Consider the following 18,771-nt stretch of genomic DNA (forward strand, 5'->3'; position numbering starts at 1 on the left):
CCCAGGCCCCAGGCTCACAGGAGACTCCACAACATGACGGTTACCGCCAATCAGGTACTGCGCCCACGCGGTCCCCAGATCGAAAGCCTTTCTGGCAACCGCGCCAAGGTCGTCATTGAACCGCTCGAGCGGGGCTATGGCCACACCCTGGGCAACGCGTTGCGCCGCGTGCTGCTGTCGTCGATTCCGGGTTTTGCCATCACCGAAGTCGCGATCGAAGGCGTGCTGCACGAGTACACCACGGTCGAGGGGTTGCAGGAGGATGTACTTGAAGTCCTGCTCAACCTCAAGGACGTCGCCGTCCGCATGCACACTGGCGAATCGGCGACCCTGTCGCTGAACAGCCAGGGTCCAGGTGTCGTGACCGCGGCCGACATCAAGACCGACCACAACGTCGAGGTCATCAACGGCGACCACGTGATCGCCCACTTGACCAAGGACGCGTCGCTCAAGATGGAAATCAAGGTCGAACGCGGCTATGGCTACCAGCCGGCGACTGCGCGTCGCCGTCCGGACGAGGAGACCCGCACGATCGGTCTTCTGATGCTGGATGCGAGTTTCAGCCCGATTCGTCGCGTCGCCTATTCGGTCGAAGCTGCCCGGGTCGAGCAGCGTACCGATCTGGACAAGCTGATCCTGGACATCGAGACCAACGGCACGATCGACGCCGAGGAAGCCGTTCGCACGGCCGCCGAGATCCTGAGCGACCAGTTGTCGGTGTTTGGTGATTTCACCCAGCGCGAACGCGGTGCTCCGAAGACGGCTCCCACTGGCATCGATCCGGTCCTGTTGCGTCCTATCGACGACCTGGAACTCACCGTGCGTTCGGCCAACTGCCTCAAGGCCGAGAGTATTTACTACGTCGGCGACTTGATCCAGAAGACCGAAGTCGAATTGCTGAAGACGCCGAACCTTGGCAAGAAGTCGCTCACCGAGATCAAGGAAGTGCTTGCCCAGCGCGGCCTGTCGCTCGGTATGAAGCTCGAAAACTGGCCGCCAGCGGGTATCGCCTCGCACGGCATGATGGGCTAAACAGGAAACAAGACCATGCGCCACCAGAAATCAGGACGCAAGTTCAACCGTACCAGTGCCCATCGCGATGCGATGTTCACCAATATGGCCGCGTCGCTCATCAAGCACGGAGCGATCCGTACCACCTTGCCAAAGGCCAAGGAGCTGCGCCGCGTAGCGGAGCCGCTGATCACCCTGGCCAAGACCGATGGGGTGGCCAACCGCCGCCTTGCGTTCTCGCGCTTGCGTGACAAGGAAGCGGTCGGCACGTTGTTTGTCGAGCTGGGCCCGCGTTACAACGCGCGTCCAGGCGGCTACCTGCGCATCCTCAAGTGCGGGTTCCGCGCTGGCGACAACGCGCCGATGGCTTACGTTGAACTGGTCGATCGCCCGCAAGCAGTCGCGGAGTAATCGACCGGAGAATCGATGGGTGGCCTTCGCCGCCCTATCGATGACGTGAATACCCCGGCCTGCTGCCGGGGTTTTTGCGTTCAGCAGATATCACCGACGGTCGGCGTGCCACAGGGCTTTTTCGACCGTGCAGGTCGCGCTGGCGTGGATTGCACGTTGCATGGCGGCTGCAAATCCGTATTGTGTCGATCCATGACTATACCAACCACGTCCGTTTCGAAGTTCCGCCTCCGCTTCCTGCTCGGCTTTGTTGCTTGCGCCGGGCTGATCGGTTACGCGCTGTATACGCAGTTCCATGGTGGCTTGCTGCCGTGTCCCCTGTGCATCTTCCAGCGCGTCGCATTTGCTGCCCTGGGCCTGGTATTTATGGTTGGCGGCCTGCATGCGCCGGGTGGCGCCTTCGGGCGGCGCGCGTATGGCGTAATCGCGCTGGTGGTGGCAGGGGTGGGGATCGCGATCGCGGGTAATCACGTACGCCTGCAGCACCTGCCTGCCGATCAGGTGCCGGCGTGCGGCCCTGGCCTGGACTACATGCTCGAGGCAATGCCGATCAGCGGTGTCGTGCGTCGGGTAATGACCGGATCGGGAGAGTGCGCAGAGGTCGACTGGACGCTGCTCGGTTTGTCGATGCCAACCTGGAGTTTGATCGCATTCGTGGCGCTTGCACTGTGGGCGGTGTTTGTCGGCTTTCGGCGTTGGTGATGGATCGCCGGACGGCTGTTGGCTATGCGCATTGCAACCCGCGTCGTCGACGTGGATGATGCAATGCTGCCCTGCAATATAGCTGTCTGAGCCAATGCCGAGTCCCGACCGTAATATCCACCCCGTCAACTTGCCAGCCGACTGGACCCCTGCATCCTGGCGTGGGATGAAAGCGTTGCAGCAGCCGCGTTATGACGATGCCGACGAGCTGGCCGGTGTGCTGCAGGAATTGCGTGCGCTGCCGCCACTGGTAACGTCCTGGGAGATCCTCGCGCTCAAACAGCAAGTTGCCGATGCACAGGAGGGTAAATGCTTTCTGCTGCAGGGAGGTGATTGCGCCGAGACCTTCGATGCCTGCTCCTCCGAGGTGATTTCCAATCGGCTCAAGGTGCTGTTGCAGATGAGCCTGGTGCTGGTGCACGGGCTGCGAAAACCCGTGGTGCGCGTCGGGCGGTTTGCGGGGCAATACGCCAAGCCACGGTCGGCCGATACCGAAACCATCGACGGGGTGACCGTGCCCAGCTACCGCGGTGACATGGTCAACGCACCGGAATTCAATGCCGCCGCCCGGCGCCCCGATCCCCGCCGCATGGTCAAGGCGCATGCGCGCTCGGCGATGACGATGAATTTCGTGCGTGCGTTGATAGATGGCGGTTTTGCCGACCTGCGGCACCCTGAGTACTGGAATCTCGACTGGGTGGGGCATTCGCCTTTGGCGAACGAGTATCGACAAATGGTCGATTCGATCGGCGGTGCGGTGCGTTTCATGGAAACGCTGTCCGGCGGTTCGGTAAGGAACCTGGAGCGGGTCGATTTTTACACCTCGCACGAAGCGTTGTTGTTGCCGTATGAGGAGTCAGTGACCCGGCAGGTGCCGCGGCATTGGGGCTGGTTCAACCTCGGTACCCATTTCCCGTGGATCGGCATGCGTACCGCAGCGGTCGATGGCGCCCACGTCGAGTACTTCCGCGGCATCCGCAACCCGATCGCGCTGAAGGTCGGGCCGTCGACTACCCCGGACCAGTTGTTGCGGGTCATCGATGTGCTGAACCCCGAGAACGAGGCCGGCAAACTCACCCTGATCCACCGGATGGGCGCGGCGAATATTGCCGATAGCCTGCCGCCGCTGCTGGACACGATTCGACGGGATGGACGACGGGTGTTATGGGTTTGCGATCCGATGCACGGCAATACCGAAGCGACCACGAACGGCTACAAGACCCGCCGTTTTGCGAACATCGGCAGCGAGCTGGAGCGGGCGTTCGACTTGCATGCTGCCGCGGGCACGCGTTTGGGCGGCGTGCACCTGGAGCTTACCGGCGAGGATGTCACCGAGTGCATGGGCGGCGCACGTGATCTGACCGAGGTAGACCTGGAGCGTGCCTATCGCTCTACCGTCGATCCGCGCCTGAATTACGAGCAGGCGCTGGAAGTGGCGATGCTGATCGTGCGCAAGCAGGCGCGGTTGACCGCGGCAGGCTAGGCGCCTCGCCCCGACCCGTTCGGAACCATCATCACCAAAAAAGCCGCCCGGATTGGGCGGCTTTTTCATCGGCCCGGCACGAGAATGCCGGGCCGTACCGTGCACGGATGGGTCAGCCGCGGCTCGCGCGCTTGCGGTCGTTCTCGGTCAGATGCTTTTTGCGCAGGCGGATCTCCATCGGCGTGACTTCCACCAACTCATCGTCCTCGATGAAATCCAATGCCTGTTCCAGCGTGTACTTGATCGCGGGTGTCAGCTTGATTGCATCATCCTTGCCCGAGGCGCGCATGTTGGTCAGCGGCTTGGTCTTGATGGCATTGACCGTGAGGTCGTTGTCCTTGGAGTGGATGCCGATCAGCTGGCCTTCGTATACGTTGTCGCCTTCTGCAGCGAACAGTTTGCCGCGCTCTTCCAGCGGCCCCAGCGAGTAGGCAGGAGTGGCACCGGCGGAATTGGAGATCATCACGCCGTTGGAGCGCTTGGCGATCGCACCGACCGCGCGCGGACCGTAATGATCGAACACATGGAACAGCAGGCCGGTGCCCTGGGTCAGCGTCTTGAACTCATTCTGGAAGCCGATCAGGCCACGGGCGGGGATCATGTAATCGAGCCGCACGCGCCCCTTGCCGTCGGATTCCATGTTTTTCAGCTGGCCCTTGCGGATGCCCAGTTTCTCCATGACGCCGCCCTGGTGCTGCTCCTCGATGTCGACCACGAGTTGCTCGACCGGCTCCATCGTCTGGCCATCGATTTCCTTGATGATGACTTCCGGGCGCGACACCGCCAGCTCGAAGCCCTCGCGGCGCATGGTCTCGATCAGGACCGACAGGTGCAGCTCGCCGCGACCGGAGACGAGGAACTTGTCCGGGTCCGAGCCTTCCTCGACCTTCAGCGCGACGTTGTGCAGGGTCTCGCGCTCCAGCCGTTCACGGATCTGGCGGCTGGTGATGAACTTGCCGCCACTGAAGTCCTTGCGACCGGCAAACGGCGAGTTGTTGACCTGGAAGGTCATGCTGATGGTCGGCTCGTCCACGGTCAGCGCGGGCAGGGCTTCCGGCGCGTCCACCGCGCACAGGGTGTCGGAAATGCTCAGGCCCTGGACGCCTGAAATGGCGATGATGTCACCGGCCTCGGCTTCCTCGACCTCGACCCGCTCCAGACCCATGAACCCGAGCACCTGCAGTACCTTGCCCTGGCGCTTCTTGCCTTCCCGGTCAATGACGGTGATCGGCATGTTGGTGTGGACCTTGCCGCGCTGGATGCGCCCGACGCCGATCAGACCGACGAAGTTGTTGTAGTCCAGCTGGCTGATGAGCATCTGGAACGGGCCGTCCGGATCGACCTGAGGCGGCGAGACGTGCTGCATGATCGCCTCGTACAGCGGGGTCATGTCGCCGCTGCGAACGCTGTCGTCGAGCCCGGCATAACCATGCAGCGCCGAGGCATACACGATCGGGAAGTCGAGCTGCTCGTTGGTGGCGCCGAGTTTGTCGAACAGGTCGAACACCTGGTCGATGACCCAGTCCGGACGCGCGCCGGGGCGGTCGATCTTGTTGACCACCACGATCGGTTTGAAACCCATCGCGAAGGCTTTCTGGGTCACGAAGCGGGTCTGCGGCATCGGTCCGTCCATCGCATCGACCAGGATCAGCACCGAGTCGACCATCGACAGCACGCGCTCGACCTCGCCGCCGAAGTCGGCGTGTCCCGGGGTGTCGACGATGTTGATGCGGTTGCCATTCCAGGTGATGGCGGTGTTCTTGGACAGGATCGTGATACCACGTTCCTTTTCCTGATCGTTGCTGTCCATCACGCGCTCGGCGAGCATGGTGCGTTCGGAGAACGTGCCGGACTGCTTGAGCAGGCAATCGACGAGGGTGGTCTTGCCGTGGTCGACGTGGGCGACGATGGCGATATTGCGCAGGCGTTCGATGGACATGGGGACGGGCGCCAAGGGCGCTTCTTTCGATAGGGAAGTCGACCAGTATATCCCTATGCAATGGATGCGCGAGGATTGATTGAGCGTGGGTTAAACTTGGCGGTCTGGCGTTCACCTAGACACGCCCCCACAGATTCCGGAGTGATCCATGACCCTGACCGCCACCTTTGATACCGAACGCGGCCCGATCCGCGTCGAGCTTGCCGCCGACAAGGCGCCGCTGACGGTTGCGAATTTCGTCAACCTGGCCAAGCGCGGTTATTACGACGGCCTGAATTTCCACCGCGTCCTGAACGACTTCATGGTCCAGGGCGGCTGCCCGCAAGGCACCGGTACCGGTGGCCCGGGTTACCGCTTCGAGGACGAGGCCAGCAACGGCCTGGGTCACGAGCGCGGCGTGTTGTCGATGGCCAACGCGGGTCCGGGCACCAATGGCAGCCAGTTCTTCATCACCCACGTGCCGTGCCCATGGCTGGACGGCAAGCACACCGTGTTCGGCAAGGTGCTCGAGGGCCTGGACATCGTGGACAGCGTCAAGCAGGGCGACAAGATCAACGCGGTCACGCTTGAAGGCGATGTTGATGCCGCGCTGGCCGCCAAGGCCGACCGTGTCGCGGACTGGAACAAGACCCTGGACGCCAACGCGTAAGCAGGCGGCAAACCGATGGCGTGACGCCCGCGGCGGACCCTCCGTCGCTGGCGTCCACCGCATGATCCGATTTTTTACGAGGTTGTTGCGATGCCCCAGTTTGCCCGCCGTATTGGTCGCGCCCGGCCCAGTGCGATCATGCAGGTCTCGGAGAAAGCCAAGCGCTTGAAAGCCGAAGGCCGCGATATCATCAGCTTCTCGATTGGCGTGCCGAACTTCCTGCCAGGTGAGCATGTCTACCAGGCCGCCCGCGATTCGCTGGCAAGCGACAGCGGCCAGTACGGCAGCAATCGGGGCTCGGATGCCTTGCTGGATGCGTTTCTCGCGCACATCGGCAAGATCGGATTGACCGGCTATACCCGTTCCAATCTCGGCGTCGGCATCGGTGCCAAACAGGTGCTGTACAACCTGGCCGAGGCGCTGCTCGACGAGGGCGACACGATCGCCTTCGCTGTGCCGTACTGGACCAGCTACCTGGACATTGCGCAGATCGTCAATGCCAAGGTCGAACTGCTGCCGTGCCCGCCGGAGCAGGACTACAAGCTCACCCCCGGGCAACTGGAAGCCGCGCTGGAAAAGAAGCCGCGGGTCTTCCTGTTCAATAATCCGTCCAACCCCACCGGCATGGTGTACGGCCAGGACGAGATCTCGGCGCTGGCCGATGTGCTGGTGCGTTATCCCGACACCTGGGTCATCACCGATGACATCTACAACCGGATGGTGTTTGACGGGCTGGGCTACCACAACTTCGTCCACGCCCGTCCCGAATTGCGCGACCGGGTGATCTTCGTCGACTCGCTGTCCAAGACCTACGGCATGCCGGGCTGGCGGGTCGGCCTGTTGGCCGGACCCGAGTCGGTCGCCAAGGCGGTGGCGACGCTCAATTCCAACCACATCACCAGCATCCCCGAGGCGGCCCAGGTCGCGGCGATCGCGGCATTCACCGGTCCGCAGGACGTGCCGGAAGCCAAGTGCAAGGAGTTCCAGGCCAAGCGCGACCAGGTGATGCAGGCGCTGGATGCGATTCCGGGGTTGGTGTGTCCGCGCCCGCAAGGGGCGTTCTATGCGTTCCCGGACGTCAGCGTGGCGTTTGGCAAGACCCATGCGCCCAGCGGCCTGAAAGTCGATGATGACCTGTCGTTGTGCAGCGCGCTGCTGGAGGCCAAGGGCGTGGCCTGCGTGCCCGGGTCGGCGTTCGGTGAGCCGCGTGCCATGCGTATCAGTTACACCTGTCCGACGCCGCAGTTGGCGCCGGGTTTGCAGCGTATCCAGGAGTTTTTTGCCGAATTGCGCTGAGCCGCAGGGTGGGCCGTGGCCCACCATCTCCCACGCGGTGGGCCAAGGCCCGCCCACGATGCATTGAGGATCCAAACCATGAAACAACCCGTCCGCGTTGCCGTTACCGGTGCTGCCGGCCAGATCGGCTATTCCCTGCTGTTCCGCATTGCCTCCGGTGAGATGCTCGGCAAGGACCAGCCGGTCATCCTGCAGATGCTCGAGTTGCCGATGGAGAAGGCCCAGGCCGCGCTGAAGGGCGTGATGATGGAGCTGGAAGACTGTGCGTTCCCACTGTTGGCCGGCATGGTTGGCACCGATGACGCCGAGGTCGCGTTCAAGGATGCCGACATCGCGCTGCTGGTCGGCGCGCGTCCGCGCGGGCCCGGCATGGAGCGCAAGGACCTGCTGTTGGAGAACGCGAAGATCTTCACCGCCCAGGGCGCGGCGTTGAACAAGGTCGCCAGTCGCGACGTCAAGGTGTTGGTGGTCGGCAACCCGGCCAACACCAACGCCTATATCGCGATGAAGTCGGCGCCCGACCTGAAGCCGAAGAACTTCACTGCGATGCTGCGGCTGGACCACAACCGCGCGCTGTCGCAACTGGCCAGCAAGGCCGGTGTGTCGGTTGGCGATATCGAGAAGTTCACCGTCTGGGGCAACCACAGTTCGACCATGTACCCCGATTACCGCTTCGCCACCGTCAATGGCGCGTCGCTGCAGGACAAGATCAATGATGCCGACTGGAATGCCGACACCTTCATCCCGGTGGTGGCCAAGCGCGGCGCGGCGATCATCGAGGCGCGTGGCCTGTCATCGGCAGCCTCGGCGGCCAATGCAGCCATCTGCCACATCCGCGATTGGGTGCTGGGCAGCGATGGCGCCTGGGTGACGATGGGCGTGCCCTCCGATGGCAGCTACGGCATCCCCGAAGGCGTTATCTACGGCGTCCCGGTGACTACCAAGGCTGGCGAGTACACGCGGGTCGAAGGTCTGGAAATCGATGCCTTCAGTCGCCAGCGGATGGACAAGACCCTGGCCGAGCTCGAGGAAGAGCGGGCCGGCGTCGCCCACTTGCTGGGCTGAGCGCGCCACACCTGATGCGCAACGGGACCGGCACAAGCCGCGGGTCGTAATCATGCCGCCACTTCCAACCGGAAGGGGCGGCTACAAGAGGAACCGAGATGAGCGAGAACACCAACACCTTGCCAAAGCCGAAGAAGTCCGTGGCGCTGAGCGGCACTGCCGCCGGCAACACCGCGCTATGCACCGTTGGCCGCAGCGGCAACGACCTGCATTACCGGGGTTACGACATCAAGGATCTGGCGACCAGATCGACCTTCGAGGAAGTCGCCCACCTGCTGGTGCATGGCGCGTTGCCGACCACCGCCCAGCTGGCCGCCTACAAGACCAAGCTGCAGCGCCTGCGCGGCTTGCCGGCGCTGGTTACCGAAGCGCTGGAGCTGGTCCCCGCCAACGCCCACCCGATGGACGTGCTGCGTACCGGCTGCTCGATGCTCGGTACGGTATTGCCCGAGCGCGACACCCACGCAGCGTCCGAGGCGCGTGATATCGCCGACCGGCTGATCGCCAGTTTCGGTTCGATGCTGCTGTACTGGTGGCAGTTCACCCACAACGGCCGCCGGATTGACGTGGAGACCGGGGACGACTCGGTTGCCGGGCACTTCCTGCACCTGCTGCACGGCGCGCCGCCAAGCGCGCTGCACGCTGACGCGCTGGACAAGTCGCTGGTGCTGTATGCCGAGCACGAGTTCAATGCCTCCACGTTCGCCGGCCGCGTGATTGCCGGTACCGGCTCGGACATGTATTCATGCCTGACCGGTGCGATTGGTGCGTTGCGTGGTCCCAAACACGGTGGCGCGAACGAGGTGGCGATGGACATCATCTCGCGCTACGCCACCGCCGACGAGGCCGAGGCGGATATCCGCGCGCGGGTGGAACGCAAGGAGATCGTGATCGGCTTCGGCCACCCGGTCTACACCGTCGGCGATCCACGCAACCCGATCATCAAGGAGATCTCGCGCCAGTTGTGCGCCGAAGGTGGCAACCAGATCCTGTTCGACGTGTCCGAGCGCATCGAGAACCTGATGATGGACACCAAGAAGATGTTCCCGAATCTGGATTGGTACAGCGCGTCGGCGTACCACATGCTGGGCATCCCGACCGCGATGTTCACGCCGTTGTTCGTGATCGCCCGCACCACCGGCTGGAGCGCGCATGTGATCGAGCAGCGTGAGGACGGCAAGATCATTCGTCCCAGCGCGAACTACGTCGGGCCGGAGGATCGCGACTACGTGGAGATCAGCCAGCGCTGAGGGTTGTTGTGCAGTGCCCCGGCCAGTGCCTCGGCATGAAGCGTTACACGTGAAATGGAAACGCCGCGCAACCGCGCGGCGTTTCTGCTTCTGACCAGTCCAGGTTGGCAGCCAGTCCGGTCGGCTCAGCTCAGCTCAGCCCTTCGGCCTTGAGCGCCGCCTGTACGCCGGCATCGGCTTCCATCCGCGACTTGAATGCCGTCAGATTGTCCAGGCCTGACAGGTCAATGCCAAGTCCGTCGGCCCAGCGCAGGGTGATGTACAGATACGGGTCGGCGAAGCTGCGGAAACCCGTCAACCACTGCTTGCCGTCGAGCTGCGTATCGGCGCGCTCGAACAAGCCGCGCAGCCGCTTCTTCGCGGCGTCCTTGACGGCATCGTGCTGGCTGGCGTCCGCGTGGAACGCGCCTGGACTGAACAGCGGCACGAAGGCGGGGTGCAGGTCCGCATTGACAAACGCCAGCCAGCGAGTCGCCTGGGCACGCTGCCGGGCACTGCCATCGCCGGCCAAGCCGGCATCGGGGTAGCGATCGGCGATGTAGCCCATGATGGCTGCATTCTGGGTCAGCTGGAAATCACCCTCGACCAGAGCGGGTACGGCGCCGACCGGGTTGATCGCCCGGTATTCCGGCGACTTCATCGCTTCGGCGGTCATTACCTGGAATTCGAATGGCTGGCCGGTCCATTGCAGCGCAATGTGGTCGGCGGTAGAGCAGGCACCGGGCTTGGTATAGAGCTTCATGCGATCTCCGGAGTGGGAATAGGCGAAAGACGGACCGATGCCGTGGCACCGCCCCGTCTGTTGATTATCCGCCGTCGATCGTAATCCTGCGTTACCGGCCGCCCGCGAACCGGGCGCCGTCAGGAGCCCTGTGGGGCCAGGTTCTGTACCTTCAGGAAGGTGTGGTCACCGATGGTGGCGACCTGGTATGCATTGCGCCAGTTTGGGCTGGCGATCGCGAGCGCGGCAAAATGGCTTGCCCCGGGTACGATCTCGCGGCGCTCGCCGGCCGGCAACGCCCAGTTGCGCTGTGCTTCCAGTGCAATGGTGACCGACTCGGCCCAGGCCTCTGTATTGCTCAGGCGCATGTTGGGTGACACCAGGGAGGGCGCGAACTGCTTACGCGCAGTCACCACCTCGCACACACTGTCGCCCCAGATGCCGCTGTCGCGACGGCGCAATGCCACTTCGGCGACCGCCTGCTGTCCCTGGATCGACTGATCACGGGCTTCCAGGTACAAGGTGGTGCTCAAGCACAGCGAGTCTGCGCTTTGGGGTGACAGTACCGAGGCCAACCACAAAATCCAGGCCAGTTTCATGACGAACTCCTTGCTCCGTTGCGCCGACGTGCCTTGTCCACCGCGGTAAGGCGGAGGCATGGGCATCGCTGGCATCGCGTACTGGGGAGGCTGCGGCTCTCTGGCGCGCTTTGCCCCTTCACCTGACCTCGCTGAGTGCGGGCCGGCGTGGGTGTCACCTGCGTGGTGACTCGAAAGTTGCGGCAAGGTAGCGGTCATAATTTAAATCCAGCCTGAACAGCTATCCCCGTTCAGCTTGGAAAAATCATGATTCAGTCACGCAGGAATTGTCCAGAACCAGCACCAGCGACGTTCTGCGAGCGAATGCGGTCGTTGTCGCCAGGGGTCCTGTTCAGCTTTGTCACTTATGACAGCCGGCAGCAAAGCGACGTAAATGCGCGCTAAAAGGATGCGGCCAGCCGGCTTCCCTGTTCAATCGCCCGCTTGGCGTCCAGTTCGACGGCGCGGTCCGCGCCACCGATTACGTGCACCCGGCCTGGATGGCCGATCAACTGCGCTTGCAAAGGCTTGAAGGGCTCTTGTCCCGCGCACACCACGACCTGATCGACCACCAAGGTCTGCTCGACATTGCCGACGCGGATCCGCAGGCCCTGATCATCGACCCCGAGGTATTCCACCGCGTCGAGCATCTGGACGTGCTTGGTCTTCAGTGTGGCCCGATGGATCCAGCCGGTGGTCTTGCCGAGGCGGGCGCCCAACTTGCCGGGACTGCGTTGCAATAGCCATACCTCGCGCGCAGCGGGTTCCGGCTGCGCGCGGACAAGACCGCCCCGATTGTCGGTGTAGGCCAGGTCGACACCCCATTCGTCTCGCCAACGCGTCGGATTCAAGCTCGGAGATTCACCTTGGTGGATCAGGAATTCGGCAACATCAAAGCCGATGCCGCCGGCACCGATGATCGCGACCTTGCGTCCCACCGTCACGTGGCCACCCAGCACCTCCAGGTAGCTGACAACCTTGGGATGCCCGGCACCGGGGAAGTCCACTTTTCGCGGGACCACGCCGGTGGCCAGCACGACGTGGTCGAAACCGGCCAGCGCTTCCGCGTCAACATGCGTCTGCAAACGCAACGCCACGCCGGTCAGCTCGATCTGGCGCCCGTAGTAACGCAATGTCTCGTGGAATTCCTCCTTGCCCGGAATCTGCTTGGCGAGGTTGAACTGGCCGCCGATCTCGCTGGCGGCATCAAACAAGGTCACCTGGTGTCCACGCTGGGCGGCGATCGTCGCGCATGCCAGGCCAGCAGGACCGGCGCCGACCACGGCGATCTTCCTGGCCGCGGTGGTCGATGGATAATTCAACTCGGTCTCCGCGCAGGCCCGTGGGTTGACCAGGCAGCTCGCGCGCTGGTTGGCGAATACATGATCCAGACACGCCTGGTTGCAGGCGATACAGGTATTGATCTCGTTACCGCGTCGGGCCTGCGCCTTCGCCACCCATTGCGGGTCGGCCAGCAGCGGACGCGCCATCGACACCATGTCAGCCTCGCCGGCGGCAAGAATATGTTCGGCGGTTTCGGGCATGTTGATCCGGTTGGTGGTCACCAGTGGCACTGCGACCTCGGGCTTCAGGCGAGCGGTGATGCCGGCGAACGCGCCGCGTGGCACCGAGGTGGCGATCGTCGGCACCCGCGCCTCGTGCCAGCCGATGCCGGTGTTGATGAGTGTCGCGCCCGCAGCCTCGACCGCGCGTGCCTGGGCGACAACCTCGTCCCAGGCCAGTCCGCCGTCAACCAGGTCGATCATCGACAGCCGGTAGATCAGGATGAAGTCCGGTCCGCAGGCCTCACGGATACGGCGCACGATCTCCACCGCGAAACGCATCCGCCGCGCTGCATCACCGCCGAACGCATCGTCGCGCCGGTTGGTGCGCGGCGCGGTGAACTGGTTGAGCAGGTAGCCTTCCGAGCCCATCACCTCGACGCCGTCATAACCCGCATCGCGGGCGAGCCGGGCGGTGTCGACGAACGCGTCGATCTGGCGCTCGACCGCGCGGGCCGACAACGCGCGCGGAGTGAACGGGTTGATCGGCGACTTGATCCGCGACGGCGCCACCTGCAGCGGGTGGTAGCCGTAGCGGCCGGCGTGCAGGATCTGCAGGCAGATGCGGCTGCCATGGGCGTGCACGGCATCGGTTACCTGGCGGTGCTTGCGCGCCTGCCACGACCAGCCCAGCGTCCCGCCGAACGGCTTGAGCCAGCCGACGATGTTGGGCGAGAAGCCGCCGGTGACGATCAGTCCGACCCCGCCGGCGGCGCGCTCGGCAAAGTAGGCGGCGAGCTTCGGGAAGTCGCGCGCCCGGTCCTCCAACCCGGTGTGCATCGATCCCATCAGCACCCGGTTCGGCAGGGTGCAGAACCCCAGGTCGAGCGGCGTGAACAGGTGGGGGTAGAGCGGGTGCGGATCGGTGGGCAACATGGGAATACGTCGGCGTATGGATGCATCACGATGCCGGGAAAGCCGGTGCCCGGCAAGCCGCCGGAAGAGGCCGCGATTGCTCTGAGCCGGGAAAGACCGCATGGACGCACGGCAAAGGTCCATGCAAGCCGCGGCCATGCCGATCTGGCAAAATGGGCGGGTTCCCCAGATCGGATCCGTTTGCATGACTCAGCACGACATCCGTTCCACCGTCCGACCGACCCCCGACCAGCCGATGCTCGACATCGCCGAGTACGTCACCGGTTACCGGGTCGATTCCACCGAGGCCTATGACACCGCGCGTTACATGCTGCTGGACTCGTTGGCCTGCGCCGCACTGGCGATGGACCACGAGGAGTGCGTGAAGCACCTCGGGCCGCTGGTGCCTGGCGGGCAGATGAAGGGCGGCGCCCGGGTGCCCTATACCTCCCATGAGCTCGACCCGGTCCAGGCCGCCTACAACATCGGCGTGCAGATCCGCTGGCTCGACTTCAACGACACCTGGTTGGCCGCCGAGTGGGGCCACCCGTCCGACAACCTGGGCGCGATCCTCGGCGTCGCCGATTACCTGGGCCGCAAGGCCGAGGCCGAAGGTGGCAAGGCACTGACGGTCAAGGACGTGCTGGGTTACGCGATCAAGGCACACGAGATCCAGGGTGGCTACGCGATCAAGAACTCGTTCAACCGGGTCGGCCTGGACCACGTGATCCTGGTTCGCCTGGCCTCGACCGCGGTGGCCACCAGGATGCTTGGCGGTGACAAGGAAGCGATCTGGACCGCGGTTTCACACAGCTGGATCGACAACGGCATGCTGCGCACCTACCGCCACGCGCCCAATACCGGACCGCGCAAGAGCTGGGCTGCCGGGGATGCCTGCCGTCGCGCCGTCACCCACGCGCTGAACGCAGTGAAGGGCGTGGTCGGCTACCCAAGCGCGCTGAGCGTGCCGACGTGGGGTTTCTTTGACATTGCCTTCGAGGGCAAGCAGTTCGAGTTCGAGCGCCCGTTCGGCAGCTACGTGATGGAGAACGTGCTGTTCAAGATCAGCTTCCCGGCCGAATTCCACGCCCAGACCGCGGTCGAGTGCGCGATGAAGCTGCACGACCAGGTCAAGGACCGTATCGACGACATCGAGCGCATCGAGTTGCAGACCCAGGAAGCCGGGGTGCGGATCATCGACAAGACCGGCCCGCTGCACAACTATGCCGACCGCGACCATTGCCTGCAGTACATGGTGGCCGTGCCATTGATCTTCGGCCGCCTGGTCGCCGACGACTACAGCGATGCGGTGGCCGCTGATCCGCGTATCGATGCGTTGCGCGCGAAGATGGTGGTCAGCGAGAACGAGCAGTTCACCAGGGACTACTTCGACCCGGCCAAGCGCTATATCGGCAACGCGGTGCAGGTGTTCTTCAAGGATGGCAGCAGTACCGAGAAGGTCTCGATCGACTTCCCGATCGGCCATCGCAAGCGTCGCGATGAAGGCATTCCGGTGTTGATGAAGAAGTTCGAGGCGGCCGTGCGCGGCAAGTTGCCAGCGGCGAACGCCGACCGCCTGGTGGCATTGGCGGCAGCGCCCGATGAGCTGGAAGCAATGCCAATCACCGAGCTGATGGCGTTGTTCGCTAGCTGAATAGCGGCTGAGGAAGATAGGCCGTCTGCGGAACTTGGGCGGATGTTAGGCGTTTGTTAACACCCCCTTCACGTGGCCGAACTTAACCTCCCCTCGATGGCGTCATACCGGCTGCCGTCTTGAACGGTACGGAATCACGCAGAAGCGGTTTCCTGATTAGAACCAATACGGAGATACCCCAATGAATAAGAAACTTCTCTGCGCCGCCTTGCTCGGTGGCTTGACTATTGCTGGCGCGGCCAACGCGCAAGACTTTGATGATCGCTGGTACCTCACCGGCTCGGCGGGCATGAATATCCAGGACAGCAATCGGGATACCGCCAACGCCCCATTTGCAGCGATCGGTGTCGGCAAGTACCTGAATCCCAACTGGTCGATAGACGGCGAGCTGAACTACCAGAACCCGAATGTCGAGCGCAACCAGGACTTGAACTGGAGCCAGTACGGCATCTCGTTCGACGTGCGCCGCCACTTCCTGGCAGAAGGCCGCAACTGGAACCCGTACGTCGTGATGGGCCTGGGCTACCAGCGCTCCGAGGAGGAGTACGCGCCGCAGGACGTGGGTAGCAACAGCCCCAACGGTCCTTTCGAGCGCGAAGATGGCCACGTAGCCGGTAAGCTCGGTTTTGGTGCGCAGGGTGACGTCGGCCGGGTGAAGATCCGCACCGAGTTGGCTTACCGCATTGATGCCGACGACGACAGCATTGGCGCATTCATGACCGACGACGCGCCGCGTGACGACGGTGCTGACTGGTTCGGCGACGTGTTGGCCTCTGTTGGCGTAGTCGTGCCGCTGGGTCCGGAACCGGTTGCAGCGGTTGCCCCGGCGCCGGTTGCCCCGAGCTGCGCGGACCTGGATGACGACGGTGACGGCGTCAACAACTGCGACGACAAGTGCCCGGATTCGCAGGCTGGCCAGACCATTGGTCCGGACGGTTGCCCGGTGCCGGTCTCGATCGACCTGAAGGGCGTGAACTTCGACTTCGACAAGTCGACCCTGCGTCCGGACGCGGTTGCGATCCTGAGCGAGGCGGTGCAGATCCTGCAGCGTTACCCCGACCTGAAGGTCGAGGTTGCCGGTCATACCGACTCCAAGGGTACCGACGCGTACAACCAGTCGCTGTCGGAGCGTCGCGCCACTGCGGTGTACGACTACCTGAGCAGCAATGGTGTCGACGCCTCGCGCATGGTGGGCCCGAACGGTTACGGCGAGAGCCGCCCGATCGCGCCGAACACCAACCCGGACGGTTCGGATAATCCGGAAGGTCGTGCGCAGAACCGCCGCACCGAGTTGAACGTGCAGAACTAAGCACGTAACAGCTGCAGGTGGCGCTTTGCACCACCGATGTGACACGCGAAGCCCGGCCAAGTGCCGGGCTTCGCTTTTCCCGGTTGTGTTAATAAAGCGTCATGGGTGTGTATCATCAGGCGCCAGCGGTGCGACCAGCCTGCCGGTGTGCACTGCCGTTCCACCGGTTCGGGCGAGAGCTCGACAAATTCCCCTGTAGTCTTTAGTAAGGAGTGTGAGTTATGAAGATTCGCCTGTTGAGCACGGCGTTGCTTGCCGGCCTGGCGTTTGCCTCGGCAGCAAATGCGCAGGATTTCGATGATCGCTGGTACTTGACTGGATCGACCGGGTTCAATCTCCAGGACACCAACCGTGGCACGAACGATGCCCCGTTCGTGACGCTGGGCGTGGGCAAGTTTGTCAGCCCCACTTGGTCGGTTGATGGTGAGTTGAACTACCAGAATCCCAATTTCGACGCCAACCAGGACATGAACTGGAGCCAGTACGGCATTTCGCTTGACCTGCGTCGTCACTTCCTGGCGGAAGGTCGCAACTGGAACCCGTATGCCTTGTTTGGCCTGGGTTACCAGCGCGCGGAAGAAGAGTACGACAACTTCCCCAGTGCGAACTCGCCCGGTGAGCGCAAAGACGGCAACCTCGCGGCAAAGGTCGGCTTCGGTCTCCAGGGCGACGTGGGTCGCGTCGGCGTGCGTACCGAACTGGCCTACCGTGCCGATTTCGACGATCAGAGCGTGGCAGCACCCAATGAAGACTGGTTTGGCGACCTGCTGGCCTCTGTTGGCGTAGTCGTGCCGCTGGGTCCGGAACCGGTTGCAGCGGTTGCCCCGGCGCCGGTTGCCCCGAGCTGCGCGGACCTGGATGACGACGGTGACGGCGTCAACAACTGCGACGACAAGTGCCCGGATTCGCAGGCTGGCCAGACCATTGGTCCGGACGGTTGCCCGGTGCCGGTCTCGATCGACCTGAAGGGCGTGAACTTCGACTTCGACAAGTCGACCCTGCGTCCGGACGCGGTTGCGATCCTGAGCGAGGCGGTGCAGATCCTGCAGCGTTACCCCGACCTGAAGGTCGAGGTTGCCGGTCATACCGACTCCAAGGGTACCGACGCGTACAACCAGTCGCTGTCGGAGCGTCGCGCCACTGCGGTGTACGACTACCTGAGCAGCAATGGTGTCGACGCCTCGCGCATGGTGGGCCCGAACGGTTACGGCGAGAGCCGCCCGATCGCGCCGAACACCAACCCGGACGGTTCGGATAATCCGGAAGGTCGTGCGCAGAACCGCCGCACCGAGTTGAACGTGCAGAACTAAGCACGTAACAGCTGCAGGTGGCGCTTTGCACCACCGATGTGACACGCGAAGCCCGGTCAAGTGCCGGGCTTCGCTTTTCCCGATGACGTGTTTCCGATGTGCCGTGGTTGGTTGTCCGCGTTGAAGTGCACGCTTACACTGAGGCGCGTCCTGCGGGGTGCGTCCGGAGCCCCCGGTTATCCCAAGGAGATGAGTCATGTTGCGTGTTGCCGTCGTAATAGCGTTGTTGTCGTCCGCCGGCTTGGCGCACGGGCAGGATTCCATTGCCTGTGGGGCTCTGGTCGCGCCACAGGCGATGTCGGCGCAGCCGACCGTGATTGCACCGGTAATCGCCGAGTTCGGTGCGCCGCGTCACCAGTTGGGCGCGCCGACGGGGGTGTTGTCCGAAGCTTTGGGTGAATCGCTGGCGGTCGACCAGGTGCTGTTCCGCCTCCAGGTCGAGCGTTGCGGCGTTGTCGCCAGCGTGGCTCCGGCCCCGGCGCCGTTGAGTCCGCCTCTCGCCGAAACCGGATCCGCAATTGGTGTTGACGCGCCGGTCGCCACCGTCGTCCCGGCCGCCACCGACACCGCAATGCCGACGGCAACCGATCCGGCTGCCTATAAACCCCGCACCGAGTTCGACAATACGCCGTGGCGGTTCAACATGAACCAGAACGGGGAGCAGATGACAGCGGACGCCTTTGCGGCGTGGATGGAGTCCAAGGGCGTGCGCGTGGCCAAGGGCGCGGCACCCAAACCGGTGGCGGCAGTGCCGGTCAGCGGTGTTGCGGTGGATGGCTCGATCGTGGTGCCCGCCGGAGAAGCTTCTGCAGTGACGGCGCCCGAAACGGCAGCTTCCGAAGTAACCGATGCCAGCGCGACGCCAGCCGAAGCGCCCACCACTGAAACGGCGGTACCCGAAACGACATCGCCCGACGCCTCAACGTCGCCAGTTGAAGCGCCGACAAAGGCGGTTGAACCGGACGAGGGCGGTTAA

The 18,771-nt window shown here is 63.6% G+C and carries 16 protein-coding genes; 12 read left to right on the top strand and 4 right to left on the bottom strand.

What is annotated here, in order from left to right; translation table 11 throughout:
• Window positions 1-33: 33 nt before the first annotated feature.
• The 4 genes from ACW7G1_RS04320 (at window position 34) to ACW7G1_RS04335 (ending at window position 3,607) form a co-directional block, all read left to right on the top strand.
• Window positions 34-1,032 carry a DNA-directed RNA polymerase subunit alpha gene (locus tag ACW7G1_RS04320; protein WP_456978491.1) on the top strand — a complete coding sequence of 333 codons (999 nt, stop codon included), beginning with the start codon at window positions 34-36 and terminating at the stop codon, window positions 1,030-1,032.
• 15 nt (window positions 1,033-1,047) lie between these two features.
• Complete coding sequence (rplQ, locus tag ACW7G1_RS04325; protein ID WP_036196002.1) at window positions 1,048-1,422, top strand: 50S ribosomal protein L17; 375 nt, start codon at window positions 1,048-1,050, stop codon at window positions 1,420-1,422.
• A gap of 192 nt (window positions 1,423-1,614) precedes the next feature.
• Complete coding sequence (locus ACW7G1_RS04330) at window positions 1,615-2,124, top strand: disulfide bond formation protein B (protein WP_456978492.1); 510 nt, start codon at window positions 1,615-1,617, stop codon at window positions 2,122-2,124.
• Between the two features lie 94 nt (window positions 2,125-2,218).
• Window positions 2,219-3,607, top strand: coding sequence for a class II 3-deoxy-7-phosphoheptulonate synthase (locus ACW7G1_RS04335; protein ID WP_456978493.1), 1,389 nt, complete (start codon window positions 2,219-2,221; stop codon window positions 3,605-3,607).
• Between the two features lie 112 nt (window positions 3,608-3,719).
• Here the strand turns inward: ACW7G1_RS04335 and typA are convergent, their stop codons facing one another.
• Window positions 3,720-5,546 (bottom strand): translational GTPase TypA, encoded by a 1,827-nt coding sequence (typA, locus tag ACW7G1_RS04340; protein ID WP_456978494.1) that lies wholly within the window; start codon window positions 5,544-5,546, stop codon window positions 3,720-3,722.
• Between the two features lie 148 nt (window positions 5,547-5,694).
• Between typA and ACW7G1_RS04345 the strand changes: the two genes are divergently transcribed.
• The 4 genes from ACW7G1_RS04345 to prpC all read left to right on the top strand — a co-directional run bounded on the left by ACW7G1_RS04345 (window position 5,695) and on the right by prpC (window position 9,806).
• Window positions 5,695-6,195 (top strand): peptidylprolyl isomerase, encoded by a 501-nt coding sequence (locus ACW7G1_RS04345; protein WP_456978495.1) that lies wholly within the window; start codon window positions 5,695-5,697, stop codon window positions 6,193-6,195.
• A 90-nt stretch (window positions 6,196-6,285) separates the two neighbouring features.
• Window positions 6,286-7,491 (top strand): aminotransferase class I/II-fold pyridoxal phosphate-dependent enzyme, encoded by a 1,206-nt coding sequence (locus tag ACW7G1_RS04350; protein ID WP_456978496.1) that lies wholly within the window; start codon window positions 6,286-6,288, stop codon window positions 7,489-7,491.
• A gap of 78 nt (window positions 7,492-7,569) precedes the next feature.
• Window positions 7,570-8,556, top strand: a complete 987-nt coding sequence (locus ACW7G1_RS04355) for a malate dehydrogenase (RefSeq protein ID WP_456978497.1) — start codon at window positions 7,570-7,572, stop codon at window positions 8,554-8,556.
• 98 nt (window positions 8,557-8,654) lie between these two features.
• Window positions 8,655-9,806: a bifunctional 2-methylcitrate synthase/citrate synthase gene (gene prpC, locus ACW7G1_RS04360; protein ID WP_456978498.1), complete on the top strand. Its 1,152-nt coding sequence runs from the start codon at window positions 8,655-8,657 to the stop codon at window positions 9,804-9,806.
• A gap of 130 nt (window positions 9,807-9,936) precedes the next feature.
• Here the strand turns inward: prpC and ACW7G1_RS04365 are convergent, their stop codons facing one another.
• The 3 genes from ACW7G1_RS04365 to ACW7G1_RS04375 form a co-directional block, all read right to left on the bottom strand.
• Window positions 9,937-10,548 carry a glutathione S-transferase N-terminal domain-containing protein gene (locus ACW7G1_RS04365; RefSeq protein WP_456978499.1) on the bottom strand — a complete coding sequence of 204 codons (612 nt, stop codon included), beginning with the start codon at window positions 10,546-10,548 and terminating at the stop codon, window positions 9,937-9,939.
• A gap of 119 nt (window positions 10,549-10,667) precedes the next feature.
• On the bottom strand, window positions 10,668-11,126 hold the full coding sequence (locus tag ACW7G1_RS04370; RefSeq protein ID WP_456978500.1) for a cell wall hydrolase: 459 nt from the start codon (window positions 11,124-11,126) through the stop codon (window positions 10,668-10,670).
• A 380-nt stretch (window positions 11,127-11,506) separates the two neighbouring features.
• Window positions 11,507-13,543: an oxidoreductase gene (locus tag ACW7G1_RS04375; protein ID WP_456978501.1), complete on the bottom strand. Its 2,037-nt coding sequence runs from the start codon at window positions 13,541-13,543 to the stop codon at window positions 11,507-11,509.
• Window positions 13,544-13,727: 184 nt separating this feature from the next.
• Here ACW7G1_RS04375 and ACW7G1_RS04380 point away from each other — a divergent pair, with 184 nt between their 5' ends.
• The 4 genes from ACW7G1_RS04380 (at window position 13,728) to ACW7G1_RS04395 (ending at window position 18,771) form a co-directional block, all read left to right on the top strand.
• Window positions 13,728-15,176, top strand: a complete 1,449-nt coding sequence (locus tag ACW7G1_RS04380; RefSeq protein WP_456978502.1) for a bifunctional 2-methylcitrate dehydratase/aconitate hydratase — start codon at window positions 13,728-13,730, stop codon at window positions 15,174-15,176.
• Between the two features lie 181 nt (window positions 15,177-15,357).
• Window positions 15,358-16,485, top strand: coding sequence for an OmpA family protein (locus tag ACW7G1_RS04385; protein WP_456978503.1), 1,128 nt, complete (start codon window positions 15,358-15,360; stop codon window positions 16,483-16,485).
• A 221-nt stretch (window positions 16,486-16,706) separates the two neighbouring features.
• On the top strand, window positions 16,707-17,795 hold the full coding sequence (locus ACW7G1_RS04390) for an OmpA family protein (protein WP_456978504.1): 1,089 nt from the start codon (window positions 16,707-16,709) through the stop codon (window positions 17,793-17,795).
• A gap of 196 nt (window positions 17,796-17,991) precedes the next feature.
• Window positions 17,992-18,771 carry a hypothetical protein gene (locus ACW7G1_RS04395; RefSeq protein WP_456978505.1) on the top strand — a complete coding sequence of 260 codons (780 nt, stop codon included), beginning with the start codon at window positions 17,992-17,994 and terminating at the stop codon, window positions 18,769-18,771.

This window comes from Lysobacter sp. A378 (genome assembly GCF_054052125.1).

Bases quoted from the DNA above. Each gene is read 5' to 3' on its own strand.
- ACW7G1_RS04380 (WP_456978502.1), top strand. From the start codon at position 13,728: ATGACTCAGCACGACATCCGTTCCACCGTCCGACCGACCCCCGACCAG.
- ACW7G1_RS04385 (WP_456978503.1), top strand. From the start codon at position 15,358: ATGAATAAGAAACTTCTCTGCGCCGCCTTGCTCGGTGGCTTGACTATT.
- ACW7G1_RS04355 (WP_456978497.1), top strand. From the start codon at position 7,570: ATGAAACAACCCGTCCGCGTTGCCGTTACCGGTGCTGCCGGCCAGATC.
- ACW7G1_RS04370 (WP_456978500.1), bottom strand. From the start codon at position 11,126: ATGAAACTGGCCTGGATTTTGTGGTTGGCCTCGGTACTGTCACCCCAA.
- ACW7G1_RS04395 (WP_456978505.1), top strand. From the start codon at position 17,992: ATGTTGCGTGTTGCCGTCGTAATAGCGTTGTTGTCGTCCGCCGGCTTG.
- rplQ (WP_036196002.1), top strand. From the start codon at position 1,048: ATGCGCCACCAGAAATCAGGACGCAAGTTCAACCGTACCAGTGCCCAT.
- ACW7G1_RS04330 (WP_456978492.1), top strand. From the start codon at position 1,615: ATGACTATACCAACCACGTCCGTTTCGAAGTTCCGCCTCCGCTTCCTG.
- ACW7G1_RS04350 (WP_456978496.1), top strand. From the start codon at position 6,286: ATGCCCCAGTTTGCCCGCCGTATTGGTCGCGCCCGGCCCAGTGCGATC.
- ACW7G1_RS04345 (WP_456978495.1), top strand. From the start codon at position 5,695: ATGACCCTGACCGCCACCTTTGATACCGAACGCGGCCCGATCCGCGTC.
- typA (WP_456978494.1), bottom strand. From the start codon at position 5,546: ATGTCCATCGAACGCCTGCGCAATATCGCCATCGTCGCCCACGTCGAC.
- prpC (WP_456978498.1), top strand. From the start codon at position 8,655: ATGAGCGAGAACACCAACACCTTGCCAAAGCCGAAGAAGTCCGTGGCG.
- ACW7G1_RS04335 (WP_456978493.1), top strand. From the start codon at position 2,219: ATGCCGAGTCCCGACCGTAATATCCACCCCGTCAACTTGCCAGCCGAC.
- ACW7G1_RS04320 (WP_456978491.1), top strand. From the start codon at position 34: ATGACGGTTACCGCCAATCAGGTACTGCGCCCACGCGGTCCCCAGATC.
- ACW7G1_RS04390 (WP_456978504.1), top strand. From the start codon at position 16,707: ATGAAGATTCGCCTGTTGAGCACGGCGTTGCTTGCCGGCCTGGCGTTT.
- ACW7G1_RS04375 (WP_456978501.1), bottom strand. From the start codon at position 13,543: ATGTTGCCCACCGATCCGCACCCGCTCTACCCCCACCTGTTCACGCCG.
- ACW7G1_RS04365 (WP_456978499.1), bottom strand. From the start codon at position 10,548: ATGAAGCTCTATACCAAGCCCGGTGCCTGCTCTACCGCCGACCACATT.